The organism is Rhizobium sp. C4, assembly GCF_021026315.1.
Lineage (GTDB): Bacteria > Pseudomonadota > Alphaproteobacteria > Rhizobiales > Rhizobiaceae > Ensifer_A.
This window is the reverse complement of sequence record NZ_JAJNCX010000006.1, coordinates 21758-40521: the sequence shown is the minus strand read 5'-3', so window position 1 is coordinate 40521 and position 18764 is coordinate 21758. Positions and strand designations below refer to the sequence as shown.

Annotated in this window: 21 protein-coding genes; 6 read left to right on the top strand and 15 right to left on the bottom strand. The window is 62.3% G+C overall.

Annotated elements, in window-relative coordinates; genetic code table 11:
• Positions 1 to 27: 27 nt before the first annotated feature.
• Together LQK84_RS12200 and LQK84_RS12195 are read left to right on the top strand one after the other, a co-directional pair.
• Entirely contained in the window at positions 28 to 567 is a 540-nt protein-coding gene (locus tag LQK84_RS12200; protein ID WP_230829002.1) for an adenine phosphoribosyltransferase, read from the top strand.
• A 36-nt stretch (positions 568 to 603) separates the two neighbouring features.
• Positions 604 to 1656, top strand: a complete 1053-nt coding sequence (locus LQK84_RS12195) for a hypothetical protein (protein ID WP_230829001.1) — start codon at positions 604 to 606, stop codon at positions 1654 to 1656.
• Positions 1657 to 1659: 3 nt separating this feature from the next.
• Here LQK84_RS12195 and LQK84_RS12190 read toward each other — a convergent pair whose 3' ends face one another.
• From LQK84_RS12190 to ychF, 7 genes are all read right to left on the bottom strand, one after another.
• Positions 1660 to 2274, bottom strand: coding sequence for a LysE family translocator (locus LQK84_RS12190; protein ID WP_230829228.1), 615 nt, complete (start codon positions 2272 to 2274; stop codon positions 1660 to 1662).
• 47 nt (positions 2275 to 2321) lie between these two features.
• On the bottom strand, positions 2322 to 3152 hold the full coding sequence (locus LQK84_RS12185; protein WP_230829000.1) for an AraC family transcriptional regulator: 831 nt from the start codon (positions 3150 to 3152) through the stop codon (positions 2322 to 2324).
• Positions 3153 to 3157: 5 nt separating this feature from the next.
• Entirely contained in the window at positions 3158 to 3637 is a 480-nt protein-coding gene (locus tag LQK84_RS12180; RefSeq protein WP_230828999.1) for a glutathione peroxidase, read from the bottom strand.
• A 75-nt stretch (positions 3638 to 3712) separates the two neighbouring features.
• A complete protein-coding gene (locus LQK84_RS12175; protein ID WP_230828998.1) occupies positions 3713 to 4180 on the bottom strand; it encodes a MaoC/PaaZ C-terminal domain-containing protein in 468 nt (155 codons plus the stop codon).
• Positions 4177 to 4653, bottom strand: coding sequence for a MaoC family dehydratase (locus LQK84_RS12170; RefSeq protein ID WP_230828997.1), 477 nt, complete (start codon positions 4651 to 4653; stop codon positions 4177 to 4179). Before LQK84_RS12170 ends, LQK84_RS12175 begins: the two co-directional genes overlap by 4 nt.
• An 86-nt stretch (positions 4654 to 4739) precedes the next feature.
• Positions 4740 to 5954: a glycosyltransferase family 2 protein gene (locus LQK84_RS12165; RefSeq protein ID WP_230828996.1), complete on the bottom strand. Its 1215-nt coding sequence runs from the start codon at positions 5952 to 5954 to the stop codon at positions 4740 to 4742.
• A 65-nt stretch (positions 5955 to 6019) separates the two neighbouring features.
• Entirely contained in the window at positions 6020 to 7123 is a 1104-nt protein-coding gene (ychF, locus tag LQK84_RS12160; protein ID WP_230828995.1) for a redox-regulated ATPase YchF, read from the bottom strand.
• A gap of 151 nt (positions 7124 to 7274) precedes the next feature.
• Here ychF and LQK84_RS12155 point away from each other — a divergent pair, with 151 nt between their 5' ends.
• From LQK84_RS12155 to LQK84_RS12145, 3 genes are all read left to right on the top strand, one after another.
• Positions 7275 to 7532, top strand: a complete 258-nt coding sequence (locus tag LQK84_RS12155) for an AbrB/MazE/SpoVT family DNA-binding domain-containing protein (protein WP_230828994.1) — start codon at positions 7275 to 7277, stop codon at positions 7530 to 7532.
• On the top strand, positions 7529 to 7921 hold the full coding sequence (locus tag LQK84_RS12150; protein ID WP_230828993.1) for a type II toxin-antitoxin system VapC family toxin: 393 nt from the start codon (positions 7529 to 7531) through the stop codon (positions 7919 to 7921). Before LQK84_RS12155 ends, LQK84_RS12150 begins: the two co-directional genes overlap by 4 nt.
• Before the next feature lie 209 nt (positions 7922 to 8130).
• Entirely contained in the window at positions 8131 to 8442 is a 312-nt protein-coding gene (locus LQK84_RS12145; RefSeq protein ID WP_230828992.1) for an ATP-dependent Clp protease adaptor ClpS, read from the top strand.
• A 202-nt stretch (positions 8443 to 8644) separates the two neighbouring features.
• Here the strand turns inward: LQK84_RS12145 and pth are convergent, their stop codons facing one another.
• The 5 genes from pth to LQK84_RS12120 form a co-directional block, all read right to left on the bottom strand.
• Positions 8645 to 9361 (bottom strand): aminoacyl-tRNA hydrolase, encoded by a 717-nt coding sequence (gene pth, locus LQK84_RS12140; protein ID WP_230828991.1) that lies wholly within the window; start codon positions 9359 to 9361, stop codon positions 8645 to 8647.
• An 88-nt stretch (positions 9362 to 9449) separates the two neighbouring features.
• The gene (locus tag LQK84_RS12135) at positions 9450 to 10232 is read right to left on the bottom strand and encodes a substrate-binding periplasmic protein (protein WP_230828990.1); all 783 of its coding nucleotides are present in this window, start codon (positions 10230 to 10232) and stop codon (positions 9450 to 9452) included.
• Between the two features lie 37 nt (positions 10233 to 10269).
• A complete protein-coding gene (locus LQK84_RS12130; RefSeq protein ID WP_230828989.1) occupies positions 10270 to 11013 on the bottom strand; it encodes a substrate-binding periplasmic protein in 744 nt (247 codons plus the stop codon).
• A gap of 17 nt (positions 11014 to 11030) precedes the next feature.
• Positions 11031 to 13370, bottom strand: a complete 2340-nt coding sequence (locus LQK84_RS12125; protein ID WP_442966952.1) for an EAL domain-containing protein — start codon at positions 13368 to 13370, stop codon at positions 11031 to 11033.
• Between the two features lie 220 nt (positions 13371 to 13590).
• Positions 13591 to 14190 carry a 50S ribosomal protein L25/general stress protein Ctc gene (locus LQK84_RS12120; RefSeq protein ID WP_230828987.1) on the bottom strand — a complete coding sequence of 200 codons (600 nt, stop codon included), beginning with the start codon at positions 14188 to 14190 and terminating at the stop codon, positions 13591 to 13593.
• Between the two features lie 407 nt (positions 14191 to 14597).
• Here LQK84_RS12120 and LQK84_RS12115 point away from each other — a divergent pair, with 407 nt between their 5' ends.
• On the top strand, positions 14598 to 15539 hold the full coding sequence (locus LQK84_RS12115; protein WP_230828986.1) for a helix-turn-helix domain-containing protein: 942 nt from the start codon (positions 14598 to 14600) through the stop codon (positions 15537 to 15539).
• Positions 15540 to 15619: 80 nt separating this feature from the next.
• Here LQK84_RS12115 and LQK84_RS12110 read toward each other — a convergent pair whose 3' ends face one another.
• The 3 genes from LQK84_RS12110 to LQK84_RS12100 all read right to left on the bottom strand — a co-directional run bounded on the left by LQK84_RS12110 (position 15620) and on the right by LQK84_RS12100 (position 18747).
• The gene (locus LQK84_RS12110; protein WP_230828985.1) at positions 15620 to 16552 is read right to left on the bottom strand and encodes a ribose-phosphate pyrophosphokinase; all 933 of its coding nucleotides are present in this window, start codon (positions 16550 to 16552) and stop codon (positions 15620 to 15622) included.
• A 124-nt stretch (positions 16553 to 16676) separates the two neighbouring features.
• Positions 16677 to 17447, bottom strand: coding sequence for a hypothetical protein (locus LQK84_RS12105; RefSeq protein ID WP_230828984.1), 771 nt, complete (start codon positions 17445 to 17447; stop codon positions 16677 to 16679).
• Between the two features lie 148 nt (positions 17448 to 17595).
• Entirely contained in the window at positions 17596 to 18747 is a 1152-nt protein-coding gene (locus LQK84_RS12100) for a M24 family metallopeptidase (protein ID WP_230828983.1), read from the bottom strand.
• Between the last annotated feature and the right edge of the window lie 17 nt (positions 18748 to 18764).

Genomic DNA, 18764 nt, shown 5'->3' with positions numbered 1-18764 from the left:
TATCAAAGGCCGAAAGGAATCCCATCCATGACGCTGACTGAAGAACTGATCGCCGCCATCCGCAACATTCCGGACTATCCGAAGCCGGGTATCATGTTCCGCGATATCACGACGCTGCTCGGAAATCCGCGCGCGTTTCGCCGTTCGGTGGATGAGCTGGTGCATCCCTTTGCCGGTACGAAGATCGACAAGGTCGCCGGGATGGAAGCGCGTGGCTTCATCCTGGGCGGTGCCGTTGCGCACCAGCTGTCTGCCGGCTTCGTGCCAATCCGCAAGAAGGGCAAGCTGCCGCATGACACCGTGCGCGTGGCCTACAGCCTCGAATATGGCGTCGACGAGATGGAGATGCATCGCGATGCGGTGCAGCCGGGCGAGAAGGTGATCCTCGTGGACGACCTGATCGCCACGGGCGGCACGGCTGAAGGCGCGGTCAAGCTCCTGAGGCAGATGGGCGCGGATATCGTGGCGGCCTGCTTCATCATCGACCTGCCGGCTCTCGGCGGCCGGAAGAAGCTGGAAGCGCTCGATGTTGACGTGCGCACGCTGGTCGAATTCGACGGGCATTGATTTCATAGACAAACGCTGCCGGAGGCTGGCGACTGCATGGCTGAAACATTGCGCGAAAGCCTGACGGCTGCGGCCGAGGCCGGCATCATCTCGTCCGGCCAGGTGGAGCCGCTCTCCCGCTTTGTCGAGGCGCGGGCGGCGCTGCCGGCCGGCGGGGTTGCCGACGAACCCAACCGGGAAGAAGACAGCGAAATTCCGCGCTTCATCCGGGGCTATCACGATATCCTCATCACCATCGGCATCGTCGTGGTGCTGACCGGCATCGCCGGTGTCGCGCCGATCTATGCGGCTGTGGCCGCGGTGATCGCGCTCGCCGAAATCTTCGTCTACCGGCAGCGGCTGGCGCTGCCTTCCTTCGCGCTGACCATCGCGTTTGCGCTCTTCGCCGGCTGGACGATCATCGATATCGACCGAAACTATATTTCGGGTGAGGTGAGCGCGATGTCGGCGAGCGCGCTGCACATGGCAGCGCTTGCGGCGGCGGAATGCGCGGCGCTGGCGCTCTTCTACTGGCGCTACCGCGTGCCGGTGGCGCTGGCGGCACTCATCATTGCCGGCGTCGTTACAATAACGGTTCTGGCGCTGTCAGGCCTCTATCGCGGCGATTTCGAGCAATATGGCACCATTCTCTTCCTCGCCGCCGGCGTGGTGCTTGTCGGCATCGCCATGCGTTTCGACCTGACCGATCCGAAGCGCCTCTATACGCGATCCGACGTTGCCTTCTGGCTCTATCTCGTGGCCGTGCCGTCGATCCTCAAGGGCATATTCGGCAGCGTGAAGCCGCAGACGACGGAGGGCGCCGTGCTCGTCGTCGCCGTCGTGGCTCTGATGATGATCGTCGGCCTGCTGCTCGATCGCCGTGCCTTCGTGACCGCCGGTCTCGTCTATCTCGGCTATGCCTTTGCCGCGCTGATCGGCACGGATACCGGCGTGCTCGGCGGGCTTGCCACGAGCAACCTGATCATGTGGATCCTCGTCGCCATCGGCCTCATCGTGCTTGGCGTCGGCTTCGGCTGGCGGTTCCTCCGCCAGCTTCTCATCCACGGTCTGCCGGCGTCCATGCAGGCGCGGTTGCCGGTGCTCAGATAAAAGTCAGCGCTGCGTCATCGCCAGCTTTGTCGCCATGGCGAGAAAGGCGACACCGAAGGTGCGGTTGATCCATGTGGTGATCTGCGGCCGGCCGATGATGTGTCGGCGGATGCCGGCGGCGCATAATCCGTAGACCGCGAAGACGACGAAGGTCAGCGCCATGAAGGTGAGGCTGGCCTCGATCATCTTGCCGAATGCATCGGGCGCCTCTGCATTGATGAACTGCGGCAGGAAGGCGAGGAAGAAGAGCGACAGCTTCGGATTGAGCAGGTTGATCAGGATCGCCTTGATGACAATCTCCATGGCCGTTCGACCATCCGGCGTTTGCGCTGCCGATGGCGCTGCGGCTTTCGAGACGATCAGGCCGAAGGCCATATAGGCGAGATAGGCGACGCCGCAGAGCTTCAGGATATTGAAGGCCATCGGGCTGCCGTGGAGCACGGCGGCAAGGCCCGTGAGTGCCGCCGCCATATGCGGGACGATGCCGAGCGTGCAGCCGAAGGCGGCGGCGATACTGCGGCGAGGGCCTTCGCCGAGGCCGGTGGCAATGGTGTAAAGCGCGCCGGTGCCGGGTGTGGCAACGACGATGAGGGCTGTGAGATAGAATTCCGGCGTCATGGAGGGCTCCTTGTGCATGGAGCCTTCTTGTCGCGCCGGTCGCGGCGTCAGGTCTTGAACGGAATTGCAGACTGGGCTGCCTTCCGCGCCGCAGCGGGCGTCAGGCCATAGCGTTGGCGGAAGGCGCGGGTCATGTGGCTCTGGTCGGCAAAGCCGCTGGCCGCGGCGGCGTCGGCGAGCGGATTGCCGGCGAGGATCAGGCGGCGGGCAAGCTGAGTGCGGCGCTCAACGAGATAGGCGTGCGGGGTGAAACCGGTGGCGCGGGCAAAGGCGCGCAGCGTCTGGAAACGGCTCAAGCCGGCTTCGTTCGCAAGGCGCTTGAGTGAATGTTCGCCCGCCACGTCGTCATCGATCATGGCGCGGAGCCTTGCGATCCGGTCTGTTGCGAGGTGCGCATCGTGACCGCCGCGCCTGTTGCCCAGAAGCCCGTGAAGGCATGTCAGCAGCAGTTCGTCGACGGCCTCGGGAGAGGGGCGTGAAATGCCGTCTCCGACAACGCCTTGCCACGCGACGGCAAAGCGACGGGCGGCCTTGGCATCGGCCATGACCGGATTGTGAAATTCCAGCGCCGCCGCTCTTGCGACATCGAGGCCTTCCGCGATCTGATCAACAAGGGCAGGGGTCAGATAGAACATGTGCCACTGGCGCGGCTCGCCCCGAACCGGCGCGCCATCGTGAACTTCGCCGGGATTGACGGTGATGACATGGCCGGGGCCGGCCTCGACCTGCCCACGGCCAGAGGCGGACATTTGCCCGCCCGATATCACGAGGCCGATGCCGAAATCGTCATGCGTGTGCCGGGGGAAGCAATGGGCGCTCTTCCCCGACACTGCCTGCAGGCCTTCCACGCCGGTTGGGTACGCGGCGAAGTCGGCCATCTACGTCAGCCCTTGACCAGTGCGTCGATGTCGCCGTCGATCTCTTCGGGCGTCGTGGTCGGCGCATAGCGCTTCACCGGTTCGCCATCGCGGCCGATGAGGAACTTGGTGAAGTTCCACTTGATCGCCTCGGTGCCGAGCAGGCCGGGCTTCTCATGCGTCAGATACTTGTAGAGCGGATGCGCCCCGGCGCCGTTGACCTCGATCTTCTCGAAGAGCGGGAACTTGATGTTGAAGCGCAGGTCGCAGAACGACTTGATCTCTTCGCTGTCGCCCTTCTCCTGCTCGCCGAACTGGTTGCAGGGGAAGCCGAGGACGACGAGTTCGCCATTGTACTTCTCGTAGAGCGATTGCAGGCCGGCATATTGCGGCGTCAGCCCGCAGGCGCTCGCGGTGTTGACGATCAGGAGCACCTTGCCCTTGAACTCTTCGAGCTTGCGCTCCTTGCCGTTGATGTCATTTGCGGTGAAACCGTAGACGCTCATGTGCTTGCTCTTTCGTGTTGAACGGCCGCGCAGGGTGGAGCCCGGGAGGGAGGCTACACTTCGACGCGAGCGGAGTCAGATGAATTCGATGACGGTCGGCATGAAGTTGACGACGACCTTGCCGTTCTGGTTCCTGCCTTCGCAATAGACGTCGTGCAGCAGCCGGTCGGCATGGTTGGGCGCCTTGATGGTTCGCGTCAGGGTGTTCGAATAGGTGATGACATCACCGGCAAAGACCGGCAGACGCCAGCGCAGATCGTGGAAGCCAAGCGCCGGTCCCAGCTTCGGCGGCTCATGGCCTTCCTTGGCCATGCGCCTGAACTCGCCGAACATGTAGGCGACGTTCAGCCCCATCCAGGCCGAGCAGACATGCCAGCCGGAGGCGCAGAGGCCGCCCAGAAGCGAGTCCTTCGCGCGCTCGGCATCGAGATGGAAATATTGCGGATCGAATTTCGTGGCGAATTCGATGATCTTCTCGGCGGTGAAATGATAGCTGCCGATTTCGGAGGCCGTGTCGCGCGGCCAGAGGTCTTCAAATCTCATCGGCCTGCCTCCGCTGCCTGTTCATCGCGCAAACGAAGCATGGCGGGGGCTTGCATGCGCATGATCCGCTCGCCCTTCTGGTTCGTCAGCACGTGTTGCATCGTCACAAGACCGATGCCGGGGCGGGAGGCCAGCGGCCGGCGCGATTTCACCGTGATCGTCAGGCGCACGGTGTCGCCGGCAATGAGGGGCCGGCGCCATTCCATGAAGTCGACACCCGGGCCGCCTTCTGCGGCGCTGCGCCCGATGACCGTGTCGAAGAAAAGCCGCATGGCAATCGAGCTCATGTGCCAGCCGGAGCCCGAAAGCCCGCCGAGAATGCTGGCCTTGCCGGCCGCTTCGTCAAGATGCATGGGCTGGGGATCGAATTCGGATGCGAAAGCAACGATCTCCTCGGCGGAAACGGTTCGCTCGGCGGAGACGAATTCGCGTCCCTCTTCGAAGTCCTCGTAATATAGCGTGTCATCCGCCATGCTTGTTCATTCCTCCCGATTCCGGTCAAGGTTGAACAATGGCGATATGGAAAGACGAGTTCAAGGCCAGTGTTGCGTTGAAGCGTTCAGTGCAGTGCAATTTCGATCTCGTCGGCCGGCGTCATGAGGCCCCTGAGCACCTCGAACAGTTCGCCCGGCGTTCTGGTGCCGGCGGCGTCTTCGGCGAAGTGCAGGTTGGCATCGGTGTCGATGCCGGTCCAGATCAGGGGATGAGCCACGGGCGCCGCGGTCGGCGCAGGCGTGAAATGCGGCTGGAACAGCGGCAGGTAGCGGCCAGCCTGCCATTGAGCAAGTGACACCCGGTAACGGGCCGTTACCGCATCGAAGCTCTCGCGGTCGCGGTAGTTCTCGCAATTTCGGACCATGGCGCGGATCAGGTTCTCCTCATAGCCTGCGTGTGGAAAACCATATTTCCGGCATAGCCAGTGCTGGATCACGAAAATGGTGGCGGTCACCCCATGACCGGCGCGGAAGGGCGTATCGTCCAGCAGGGGATCGTCGTTGATGTCGCGGCCGAGGTCCTGATTGAAGCGGATTACAGCAGCGTCTTCGCTGGCAATTGTCTTCGTTGCGGCCGAATTGCTCAAGGGGCAGACGCCGGGGACGGAGAAAGGGCGGGAGACGTGATAGAAGGCCTGACCGGTAAGGATGACCTTGAAGGCGTTCTCGTAGTCGATGGTGGGGAACTCGAAGAAGCGGCCGCCGAAATGGTCGCGGATCTTGAGCAGCAGCGCCCGCGAGATGGCGCCGTGATAGACCGAATTGCCGCAGAGCGGCACATGCAGCGCGCCTTCCCAGCGGAAGGCGCGGGCAATGAGGTCGCGCTTGTCGAAGCGGGTGACCTTGACGTTGAGGTCGAGCTTCAGGGGCAGGGCCGGTTCGCCTTCGACCGGCCAGTTGTAGTTGAAGCCGCTCCAGGTGAGGGCGTCGATATGGCCGACCTTCGCTTCAAGATTGGGGAGGAAGCCGGCAAGGTCCGGATCGGCGTAATCGTCATCGCCGATGACGGTGACGTACCGGCCGGTGGCTGCCGCAACGGCGCGCTCCCAGTTCTCCATCATCGAGAGAACCTGCGCGCCGGAAGGCAGGTAGGTGATGCGCGGATCGCCGGCTCTTGCGGCCATGAACGTGTTCATGTTCGACGGATCGTCGGAGTTGTCGACGAACACGAACTGCACGTCATCGCGCTCGCTTTGAAGCAGCGCATCGATGGTCTGGCGGAAATAGAGCTGACGGTTGCGCGAAGGCACGCAGATCGAAAGCACGGGTTGAGCCGCCATGGAAGTCTCCTTTGGCGGCACGCTAGCCCGGGTCGCTTATGCGAAACTGTAATGCGGCATGAAGATCAGGTGTTGAATCTGAAAAGCAGCACGTCGCCGTCCTGCACGACATATTCCTTGCCTTCATCGCGGGCCTTGCCGGCTTCCTTGGCGCCGACTTCGCCGCCGAGCGCGACATAGTCGTCATAGGCGATCGTCTGGGCGCGGATGAAGCCGCGTTCGAAATCCGAGTGGATGACGCCGGCAGCCGCAGGCGCCTTGGTGCCGCGCTTGATGGTCCAGGCGCGGGTTTCCTTCGGGCCGACGGTGAAATAGGTGATGAGGTCGAGCAGGTGATAGCCGGCGCGGATGAGACGGTCGAGACCGGCTTCCTCAAGACCAAGAGCAGAAAGGAATTCCTGGGCTTCCTCGTCGGGAAGCTGGGCGACTTCCGCTTCGATGGCGGCGGAGATGATGACGCATTCGGCGCCCTGTTCCTTCGCCATCTTCTCGACCTCAGCCGTGAAGCTGTTGCCGGTTGCCGCGTCACCTTCGGCGACGTTGCAGACGTAAAGCACCGGATGCGAGGTCAGAAGGTTCAGGCCCTTCAGGATCGCGATATCTTCGGGGGGAAGCGTCCTCAGCAGCAGGCGGGCAGGCTTGCCTTCCTGCAGGAGCTTGACGACTTCTTCCATGACCGGAAGGTTTGTCATGGACTCCTTGTCCTTGCTGGCTGCGCGCTTGCGGGTCTGATCCAGACGGCGCTCGATGCTTTCCAGGTCGGCGAGCATCAGTTCCGTTTCGATCGTGTCGGCATCGCCGACCGGGTCGATGCGGCCTTCGACATGGGTGATGTCGGCATCTTCGAAGCAGCGCAGAACGTGGACGACGGCGTCGACTTCGCGGATATTGGCGAGGAACTTGTTGCCGAGGCCTTCACCCTTCGATGCGCCGCGCACGAGGCCGGCGATGTCGACGAAGGAGATGCGCGTCGGAATGATTTCCTTCGACTTGCCGGCCTGCGCGAGAAGCTTCATGCGCGGATCGGGAACGGCGACTTCACCCGTGTTCGGCTCGATCGTGCAGAACGGATAGTTTGCCGCCTGCGCCGCTGCCGTGCGCGTCAGTGCATTGAAGAGAGTGGACTTGCCCACATTGGGAAGCCCGACGATGCCGCATTTGAAGCCCATGATATATCGCCTGTCGCAGGTCGTGAAATGATTGCGTTGCCTATGGGGGATAGGTTTCCGCGCGTCAAGAGGCAGGCGCATGGCAAGCCTTGTGCGTAAGGCGATGATGCCTTACTTTTGAGACCAAGAAGACAACGGAGAGGTGGCCCGGATGGTGCGCCTGAAGATCACTGCCAAGGGGCAAGTCACGTTGCGAAAGGAAATTCGCGACTATCTGGGCGTCGATATCGGTGACGAGATCGACGTGTCCTTCGAGGAGCAGGGCCAGGTCTCCGTCCGCCCAGCGCGGAAGCGCCATACGAAGCAGGAACTCTTCGGCATGTTCGCCCACAAGCCGGACCGGGCATACAGCCTTGAGGAGCTTGACGAGGCCATCAAGGACGGCTGGGCTGGAAAGGTGACGTCTTGAGCGTCATCATCGACACCAATGTTCTGGTTCGTGCCATTGTCCAGGACAATGCCGAGGAGGCCGAACGGGCCATGGCGGTGCTGGCGGCGCACGAGGTCGTCATACCAAACCAGACCTTCTGCGAGCTGATCTGGGTTCTCGGCAGGGTCTACAAGCTGTCCCATGGCGAGTTGATTGGTGTCGTATCGGCATGGTCCGACACGGAAGGTGTTGTCGTCGATACGGCAGCCGTCGCCGCCGGACTTGCCATCATGAAGAGAGGCGGCGACTTCGCTGACGGCATTGTCGCATTCGAGGGGAGGCGGATGGGAGGAAGCGTCCTTGCGACCTTCGATCGCCGTGCGGCTCGCATTCTGGCCGATGAAGGCAACGAGTGCATTCTGGTCTAGGCGCACAAGGATTGGTGCAAGCTCTTGAAGGTTGTGCGTGGCGAGGCCATGTTCCGGCTGTCGGGCCCAATCCGCCGGGCGCTGGCGATTGTCCTGCAGGGCTTGCCTCTTGCGTTTTTGCAGTTATGGCCTCAAAATGTTGAGGTCTGCGCAACGACGCGGCGGGCGAACAATCCTGAACAACATCAGAAAATCCCCGGAGGCGTCTCATGGCCGAGAACGATGTCGTGCTTGCTCCGCGCGTGAAGACCACGCCGAAGGTCGAGAAGCCGAAGCTCTACAAGGTGCTGCTGTTCAACGACGATTACACGCCGCGCGAATTCGTCGTGATGGTGCTGTCCTATGTCTTCCGCGCCGACTCTTCCTCTGCGGAGAAGATCATGCTGACGGCGCACATGAAGGGATCGTCGGTGGTGGCCGTCTATACGAAGGATATTGCCGAGACGAAGGTCAAGGAGGCGATGGATCTCGCCAAGGAGGCCGGGTTCCCGTTGATGTTCACGGCGGAGCCGGAGGAATAAGTGGGGGCGCTCGTGGTACCCCCCTCTGGCCTGCAGGCCATCCCCCCCGCAAGGGGGGAGATTGATCTGGGGCACTCGCAGCTGTCCCATCTCCACGGGTTCAGTATGTGCGACATTGAGAAGGACTGAGCGATAGCCGCGTTCCGATCTCCCCCCTTGCGGGGGAGATGCCCGGCAGGGCAGAGGGGGGTGAGCCGCGGGCTCAATCCTTCTTGCCAAACATCCGTTTCAGCATGTCGGCCATGGGGCCGGTTGCGGGCAGGTCGGGCTTGTGGTTGCGGGCCTGGTGGATGTGGGACTGGGCTTTTGGCGCCGCCTGGGCCTTGGGCGCACCGGCATCCTTCTTCTCGGCCTTGGGGGGCGGCGGGGCGAGCTTGTTCATGAATTTCGAGCCGTCGCCGTCGAAGAGGAGTTCGGCATTGATGGCGATGTCGTCCATCAGTTCATCCAGCCAACCCTGATCGACCTTGGCGAAATCGCCGAGCACGTGATTGTGGACCTGTTCCTTGGAGCCCGGATGGCCGATGCCGAGGCGCAGGCGCTTGTAGTCGCGGCCGCAATGGGCGTCGAGCGACTTCAGGCCGTTATGGCCGCCATGGCCGCCGCCGACCTTGAGCTTCACTTTTGAAGCCGGCAGGTCGAGTTCGTCGTGGATGGCGATGATGTCGCCGGGACCGAGCTTGTAGAAGCGCATGGCCTCGCCGACAGCCTCGCCGGACAGGTTCATGAAGGTCTGCGGCTTCATCAGCAGCACCTTCTCGCCGGCAATCTCGCCTTCGGAAATCTCGGCCTTGAATTTCTTCGACCATGGGCCGAACGGGTGCTTGCGGTGCAGCGCATCGACGGCCATGAAGCCGATATTGTGGCGGTTGGCCGCATATTTCGGGCCGGGATTGCCGAGGCCGACGATGATCTTCATGGCTTATGTCCGCGCATGGTGGAAATCTTGCGCTGTGAAATGCCAAAGGCAGCCGCCTGTCAAGCGTTGCCCGCTGCAATCAGCCGCCTCATTTGTGAAGCAGGCCGCCTTCGACAAACTGGTAGCGCTCGAAAATCCCCGCCCTTGTCCCGTCATCGATCAGCTTCTTCAGGCTGGCGCGGATCCGTTCGAGCGTTTCGGGCGATGTGCTCTTGTTGCAGGCAAGCGAGTCGACGGTGCGGGTGAGGACAACGGCGGGCTCCACCGGGACGGCCTGTTTCTGCAGATCCGTCACCATGGAGGCGGCCATCGGCATCAGATCGATGCGGCCGGCGATCAGCTTCTTGAGGCTGAGGTCAATTTCCGAGGTGAGGTCGACGCGCCTGAAGCCGCCCTGTTTCAGCAGTGCTTCGGTGTAATCGCCGAGCTGGGTGCCGACGAGGTATCGCTTGGCGTCATCGAGATCGGTGGGTTTGACGTCGGAGCCGCTTCTGCGGACCAGATAGGTTTCGGTGGTGAAGAGCGGTTCGATCCATTCGAACAATGCGTCCCGCTCGGCCGTGTGGACGGTCGAGAAGACGCAATGTCCGCCGGAGTTGAGGGCAAGGCCATAGGCGCGCGCCCAAGGCTGTATCTTCATCTCGTATGGGATGCCCGCATCCGTCATGATGGCCTTCATGAGGTCGATGGCAATGCCCTTCAGCACGCCGTTCTCCTGATAGCTATAGGGCGGGTAGGATTCGGTCAGGAGATGCAGGGTTTCAGCGGGTGCCGCCGACGCCGAGGCGGACCACAGAGACGCCATACACGCCAGCGAGGCAAGCCAGCCGGCCTTTCTGTTGCCGTTTCGTGCGAGGCGCGCTTTCGTCATGCATGACCTCTTGGAGCCTGAGTGATGCGGGGCGCGCTCACTTGACCGCGCTTTCCTCGGTGGAGACGCCGTAGACATCGAAAATCTGATGCTGGGTTCCATCAGCAATCAATTTGTCCAGTTCCTGCTGCATGCGGGTGATCGTGGCATCCGGAACGTTGCGGTTGCACGCGATCGAATATGTGCTTTCGGCCAATGTCAGCACGGATTCGACCGGAGCGCCATCGCGTTTCAGCTTCTCATAATATTTTTCCGAGATCGGCATGAGATCGATGCGGCCGCTTGCGAGCTTCTTCAGGCCGAGGTCGAGATCTGTCGCGAGATCGATCTTGGGGAAGTTGTTGCGCTTCAGGATGTCGTGGGTGAAATCGCCGCGCTGGGTACCGATCGTGTAGGCCTTGGCCTCTTCCAGCGACTTCGGGGCAATTTTCGATCCCTGCTTGCGGATCAGGAGCGTGCGGCTCTTCATCAGCGGCTCAACCCATTTGAAATTCCGGTCGCGCTCGGCATTGTGGACTGCCGAAAAGACGCAGAATTCCGGCTCGATCTCGGCCAGTGCCAGCGCACGCGCCCAGGGCATGATTTCGACGGAATAGGGGAGCTCGGCATTCTTCATGATCAGACGGATCTGATCCATGGAGGCACCCTTGACCTGGCCATCCTCGATATAGTTGAGCGGCGGATAGGTTTCCGTCACGAAGCGGATATCGGTGGCAGAGGCTGTGCCGGCGGCGAGGGTGAAGGCGAGTGCCAGGCCTGTGAGGGCGCGGGCAGAGATCATCTTGATGTCCATGTGGTTCAGGCGCGCGCGGAAAGCCGCTCGCCGGTCGGGTTGTAAAGCTGTTCGATGTCGTCGATGCTGAGCGGCCTGGAGAAGAGATAGCCCTGGCCGTAATGGATGCCCATGTCCTTCAGGATCTCTCTCTGGCTCGGCGTTTCGATGCCTTCTGCGACGACCTTGCAGTTGAGATGCTGGGCGATCGTGTTGATGCCCTGGACGAGCAGGTAGGGCTTGTCGCGCTCGACCGCGCTGTCGGGATGCAGGGCTGCCACGAAGGAACGGTCAACCTTGACGATGTTGACCGGGAAGCGGTGCAGGTAGCTCAGCGACGAGTAGCCGGTGCCGAAGTCGTCCAGCGCGATCGACATGCCGCAATCGCGCAGACCGCGGAGCACCATGTTGATCTCGGGATTGTTGCGCATGAGAACCGCTTCGGTGATCTCCAGCACGATGCGCGAGGGCTGTATGCCCGACTTCATGAGGATGTCCGACATGCGCGCCAGAAGGTCGGCATTGAGCTGCAGCGGCGAGAAGTTGATCGACATGCGGACATCTTCGAAGCCCGGAATGTCGCTGATGCGGGCAAGATAATCGACCGCCTTCTTCAGGATGACATTGCCGATCGCCTCGATCGTGCCGTTCTCCTCGGCCACGGCGATGATCTTTGCCGGCGGCAGGATGCCGCGCTCGGGATGGCGAAGCCGCATCAGGGCCTCGAAATTCCTCGGCCGCCCGGTCTTCAGATCGCAGATCGGCTGCAGCCATGCATCAAACCAGTCGTTCTCAAGCGCCTGATTGATGAAGCGTTCCAGCTCGGCGCGCTCGCGGGCCGTGTCTGCCATGGAATCATCGAAGACTTCGGTGCCGTTCTTGCCGTTGCGCTTGCGCGCATACATGGCCAGATCCGACTTCTGCAGAAGTTCGGCAGCGGAGTTGGCATGGTGCGGATAAAGCGCGATCCCGATACTGGCGCTCAGCGTCACCTTGGTGGATTCCGGCGTGAACGGCGTCGTGAAGATCGACTTCAGCTGTTCGGAGATGCCGCGCGCGATCGTCTCCGCATCCGGTGCCGAGACGAGGACGGCGAATTCGTCGCCGCCGAGGCGGGCGATGACGTCGGAGGGGCGCAGCTGGGCAGTGGCGCGGCTCACCACTTCCCTCAGCACCGCGTCGCCGGCGGCGTGGCCCAGATTGTCGTTGATCCACTTGAAGCGGTCGAGGTCGACGAAGAGGCAGGCCAGTTCGTGGCCGCACTTGTCAGCCTCGCTGATCTTGCCGTCGAGTGCGGCTTCGAAGCCCTGGCGGTTGAGAAGGCCGGTCAGGTGGTCGGTGATGGCCTGCAGGTGGTTGCGGGTCTCCGCTTCCTTGAGTTCCGTGACGTCCGTCATCACGCAAATCGCGCTGGTGCGCCCGGCGTCGTCGCCCATCGGCGTCTCGCGGATGAGCACATCGATGACGCTGCCATCGGCGCACTGGAACTTGACGGTGCAGTTGGCCGCTTCCGGTGCCTCATGGTCCGCCAGGCCGCGGGCGCTGCGCCAGGTTTCGCCGCGGGCGAGGAAGTCGCTGAAGTGGCGGCCGGTGACGTCGTCGCGCGAATAGCCGGTCGCCAGCATCCAGTAGTCGGAAACGGCGGCAATGCGGTCGTCGGCATCGACCATGTAGAGCATGGCGGGGGTCTTGTTGTAGACCGCCTGCACCATGGCATGCGCGGCCTTCAGCGCGCTTTCCTCGTGCGCCAGTTCACTCTGCATCTCGTTGAAGTTTTCAGCCAGCAGGCCCATCTCGTCGCGCGAGTGCCAGTCCACGCTCTGCCGGTAGCCGCTGCGGCGCGTCCGGATGACGGCGTCGGTCAGGCGCAGGAGCGGGCGGATGACGATCACCCGGTTGGCAATCACGGCCGCCAGGAAGACGATGGTCACCGCGAAGACGAAGATGAACATGAACGCGATATCGCGCGGGCTGATGGTCGAGATGAGGCCGCCATTGTCGACTTCGAGTTCCAGCGCGCCGACATATTTCTCGCCATCGACGGAGGAGAAGTAGATCGGCGTGGAAAATCTGCGCGTTGCCACGTCGTGTTTCGTGCCTGCGGCCGGGATGCTGATCGTGATCGAGCCGGAGCTGTCGCGCACGTGAACGGCCTCGATCTCGCTGCCGGCGGCGATCGCGGCTGCGACCTTCCTGGCGCTGTCGATGTCGAAATCCCACAGCGGCTTGCCGAGCGCCTGCGCGTTGGTGGACATCGTCAGATCGATGCGCTGCATCCGCTCGTTCAGGGTGCGTTCGGCGGAGAGGAAGAAAAACAAAGCAAAGAGCGGCATCACGAAGATGAGCACCGCCGTACAAATGATCAAAAGAAAGCGCTTTTCCACGGAGTGGGTGTGCATGGGCCTCTAAACTGAACGTGCCGATCCGCCATATTTATAAGGCAGGCAATGTTGCATGCAGGCCTTAACCGACCTTGAAGATCGGGCTCTCAGTTTTTGCATTGCGCAAAAATGCAAGGCCCGCCTACATCTCTGTAGAACGAGCCTTGCACGTAACTGAACTGCTGAAAGCAGATCGGTGAACCGATCAGGCTTCTGCTGCTTCTTCCTGGACGCCGCCAGCCGGGGTCACGATCGTGGCGATCGTGAAGTCGCGGTCGGTGATGACGGGCGTGACGCCTGCCGGAAGCTTGATGTGCGAGATGTGAACACCGTCGCCGATCTTGAAGCCTTCGAGGTCAGCCGTGATGAATTCCGGGATGGCGTTGGCCGGGCAGTGGAATTCGACTTCGTGGCGAACAACGTTCAGGGTGCCGCCGATCTTGAGGCCCGGGGACTTTTCCTGGTTGACGAAGTGAACCGGAACAGCAACCACGACCTGGGTGTCGCCGGACACGCGCAGGAAGTCGACATGCAAGGTGAAGTCGCGGACCGGATCCAGCTGGTAATCCTTCGGGAGAACCGAGATCTTTTCGCCGCCGACGTCGATCGTTGCGATGGTGGTCATGAAACCGCCAGCGTGGATCTTCTTCGTGACTTCATTGGTCGACAGAGCGATCGAAATCGGGGCCTGCTTGTCGCCATAGATAACTGCAGGGATAAGACCGTTGCGGCGCAGTTCGCGGGAGGACCCCTTACCAACCCGATCGCGCTTTTCGGCCTTGAGCTCGTACGAAGCGTGGCTCATGGTATTTCCTTTCAACGTTTGCGGAGAGCCCGCACACTGTCGATTTCGACAGATGCGAAGCTGAAGCTTGTTGCTGAATTCGCTAAAAGCCTCATCCGCCTTGCCTCCAAGGGTGTCTAGGCGGACGGCGCTCCTTACTCCAAAGGGGTTTCGAATGCAAGGGTGGGCAGCGGATCGATGTTTCAGCTCACTTGATGAAGATCAAAGCGGGGCCGGTTCGGGTGACGCAATATTGATACACTTGGCTTTGATACATGCGATTGTGCTGATGCATTCGCTTCGGAACCGTGCAATTCTGACAGACGATTTCGTGTAATCGGCATCTGACCTGTCGGACAACGCGGCCTTCCTTATGGAGCCTGTCGCGCAAGGCCTGAGCAGGAGCTTTGGGAGGAGCTGAGCTGATCATGACGCAACATGCAGATAAAGTGTTTTCCTTGGCGCGCAAGTCTTCACAGGCCGCGAGTTCGCCAGTGGCCGCCTCGTGGCTGAGATGCATGAACGTGCACAAGCTCAGCCCCGACCAGAACCTTGCGCCCGCCCGCCTCACCGACCAGGAATTTCGCGATGCGACCGAGCGGTCGCGGGTGATCGTCGAGGAAGCGCGCGACGAACTCGACCGGCTTTTCATGATGGCGGGCCGCTCCGGCCATTCTTTGCTTCTGACCGACAGCCACGGCGTCGTGCTCGACCGGCGCGGCACGGCGGGTGACGAGAAGGATTTCCGTGGCGTCGGCCTCTGGTCCGGGACCGTGTGGACGGAGGCGAGTGTCGGCACCAACGGGATCGGCACGGCACTGGCCGACCAGCGCGCCGCCACGGTGAGCCGCGACCAGCACTTCCTGTCCTCCAACACCGGCCTCAGCTGCACGGCAGCCCCCATTCGCGACCACATGGCGCGCATCTCCGGTGTCCTCGACTTCTCGACCTGTCGCGACGACGCCAACGAACTGACGATGGCGATGCTGTCGCATGCCGTGCGCGATGCGGCGCTGCGCATTGAAGGCAACCTGTTCCGCCGCGCGTTCCCGATGGCGCGCATCGTCATGGTGGGCAGCGGCTATGGTGCGTTTCTGGCCGTCGACCGGGACGACATCGTGCTGGGCGCGACGCGCGGTGCGCGGCAGGCGCTGGGTCTCGATGACAGCCGGCTTGCTGCCGGCATTCCGGCCGCCGATCTTCTCAACGAGAGCGAGCCGACGCATTCGGCCGATCTTCTGGAGGCGGAGCGTTCGGCGCTGAGACGGGCGATCAACCGCAATGGCGGCAACATGTCCCGCACGGCAGAAGCGCTCGGCATCAGCCGCGCCACGCTGCATCGCAAGGTGAAGCGTCTGGGCATCAGCTGATCGGGATTGCAGAGCTTTAAACGAAAACGCCGTGCGTTCGATCGAGCGCACGGCGTTTTCGTTTGAAATCTATCCGTCGATCAGTCGAAGAGGCTCGAAACCGAGGCTTCCATGCTCGTGCGGTTGATGGCTTCGCCGAGCAGATGCGACGAGGTGATGACGCGGATGTTGTGGGCGGACTGGACAGACGTGGTCGGCTGGATCGTGTCGGTGATCACCAGTTCCTTCAGCTTCGATGAACTGACGCGAGCAACGGCGCCGCCGGACAGAACGCCATGCGTGATATAGGCCGTCACGCTGGTTGCGCCGTTCTTCAGCAGGGCTTCAGCGGCGTTGCAGAGCGTGCCGCCCGAGTCGACGATGTCGTCGATCAGGATGCAGTCCTTGCCGGTGACGTCGCCGATGATGTTCATGACTTCGGATTCGCCCGGACGGTCGCGACGCTTGTCGACGATGGCGAGAAGACAGTCGAGGCGCTTGGCAAGCGCACGGGCACGCACCACGCCGCCAACGTCAGGCGAGACGACCATGACGTTCTTCAGGTCATAGTGGTCCTTGATGTCGCGGGCGAGGATCGGTGCGGCGAACAGGTTGTCCGTCGGGATATCGAAAAAGCCCTGGATCTGGCCGGCATGAAGGTCGAGCGTGAGCACGCGGTCGGCGCCGGCTTCGGTGATCAGGTTGGCGACGAGCTTTGCCGAGATCGGCGTGCGCCCCGAGGCGCGACGGTCCTGGCGAGCGTAGCCGAAATAGGGAAGCACAGCCGTGATGCGACGGGCCGACGACCGGCGGAACGCGTCGATCATGATCAACAGTTCCATGAGATGGTCGTTCGCCGGAAACGACGTGGACTGAACGACGAAGATGTCTTCGCCGCGCACGTTTTCCTGAAGTTCTACGAAAATTTCCTGGTCTGCAAAGCGCCGAACGGTGGCCTTACCCAAGGGAACTTTGAGATAGTTGCAGATCGCTTCGGCCAAAAGCCGGTTCGAGTTTCCTGCGAATACCTTCATGGTGGCCCGCCCTGATGATGCTGAATGCCGGCCTTTTAGCGCGCTTGCCCGTGAATGCAAGTGTGAAACATGGATTCATCGAGTTTTCCCGCAAAATGATGGGGTTGCGGGTAAATAGGCCACGTCAGCCTCGTCTGGAAGACTTCCAGGCGATATACTGGTTGATCGTATCGGAGGCGATCTTGGACATCACGTTCGGCGGAACATTGGCCCAGGGGTCGGCGGATTTGCCGGCGAGCTTCTCCTGGCCCTGCAGGCGCGTGAGGCGTGCGCCGGAGGCGTCGAGCACATCCCAGACATAGGTGATCGTCGTGCCGGCGCCGTCGTCGAAGGCGGAGAAATAGCCCTTCAGCATGTGCTCGGTGGAATTGTCGGAGGAGGGCTTGATGGAAAGGCCCCGCGCAGACGCGTTGGTCGCCAGTTCGCGCGATAGCGGCGTGACGGCGGAAATCGGCGCGCCGATGATCGGCAGGAAGCGGATCGATCCGCCGGCCACGCTGCCTTCGCCGGCCGGGAGCGTGCCAAGAACGCCGGGCGCCTGCGGCTGGCCGGAGGCCTGATAGATGGATTTCTGCGTGGCAGAGACGCCGCCGGGCGTTCCCAGCATCGGGCTTCGCGGACCGGTCTGCTGCGGCTTCGGCTGCTGGTCGTCGCCTGCCGTGGTGGCCGTTTGCGGAAACTGCGTCTGCTGGGTGCCGATGTCGCGGTTCTCTTCGGCGGCAAGGCTGGTCTGCTCGGGTGAGTCGAGCGCGGGCGGCGCACCCTTGTGGGTGGTCGCGGTCTTCGCAGACGGATCGCCAATTGGTTCAGGCGGCGTCATGAGGCCCGAAGTCGAGCAGGCGGAAAGGACGCAGATCGCTGCGGCTGCCAGCGCTGATACGAGAAGCTGCCGCATCCTGCTCCGTCCTCCTCTTGGTTCAGGCTGGAAATCGAGCTCATTAACGGTCGCCCGGGACGTCCTGTCAATGACGGGGCCCGAACATGCTGGGGACGCCCCCGGCAGGACAGGGGAAATTGACAGGCGTCAGGCGGATTTGCGGGGCTTACGCAGTCAGAAGCGTCAGGGGATGGCGCGACAGCGGCTTCGGCGCTTCCTCTGTCGTCAGGTAGGTCTGGCCGAGTGTCATGGCGAAGCCTGATTCGGAATCCATGATGACCATGTGCACGAAGAGCGTCATGCCCGGCTCGATTTCCTGCGGATTGCCGGCGTGGAACATCTGATGCTCCATCCAGGAGGGCGCGAAGCGGGCGCCAAGCGAATAGCCGCAAGCGTTGAGACGGTGCCGGGCAAGGCCGCGCTCGTCCATGATGCGGGCATGGACATCGAAGACGGTGCCGAACGTGTTGCCGGGGCGGAGCACGAGTTCGATGGCCTCGATCGCCTCGCGGCAGGCCTCGAAGAGTTCGACCTGCCGGGCCTCCGGTTCGCCGATAACGATCGTGCGCATCATGGCGGCATGATAGTGCGCCGACACGCCGGCCCATTCCAGCGTCAGCTGGTCGCGCTCGGAGAGCGTGCGGCGGCCTGACTTGTAGCGGCAGAGAAGCGCATCGGCGCCCGAACCGATGATGAATTCGTTGGCCGGATAGTCGCCGCCACCGGCAAGCACCGCGCCCTGCATGGCGGAGAGGATCTCGGCCTCGTTGGCGCCCGCCTTCGTGAGCCTGATCGCTTCGTCGAGCGCGCTGTCGGCAAGCCGCGCGGCCTCCGTCGCGCAGGCGATCTCGGCCTCGCTCTTCACCAGGCGCAGCCCGCTCACCAGAAGCGACGCATCGATGACCTCGCAGAAGTTCATCAGCTGCCGGTCGAGGAGATGGGCGGTCCGGCCGGTAATGCCGTGGGTATCGAATTCGACACCGACGCGGGCGCCGAGCAGGTCGAGTTCGTTGAGCAGTTCCTTCAGATCGACGGACGGGTCGGCGTTCGCCCGGTCGACCCAGATGCGGATATCGGAAATGTTGGAGGTGTGGCGGGCCTGGCGAAGGTCGGCGGAGCGCGTCAGGAGAACCTTCGTCCCATCCGCCTTCACCACCAGCGTCTGGAAGAAGCAGAAGCCGAACGTGTCGTAGCCGGTCAGCCAGTACATGCTTTCCTGCGCGAAGAGCAGGATCGCATCGAGCTTTTCCTCGCGCAGCCTTGCCGTCAGGCGGTCCATTCGCTGGACGTATTCCCGTTCGGAAAAATGCATCGCCATGTCCTTGTCCTCCCGGT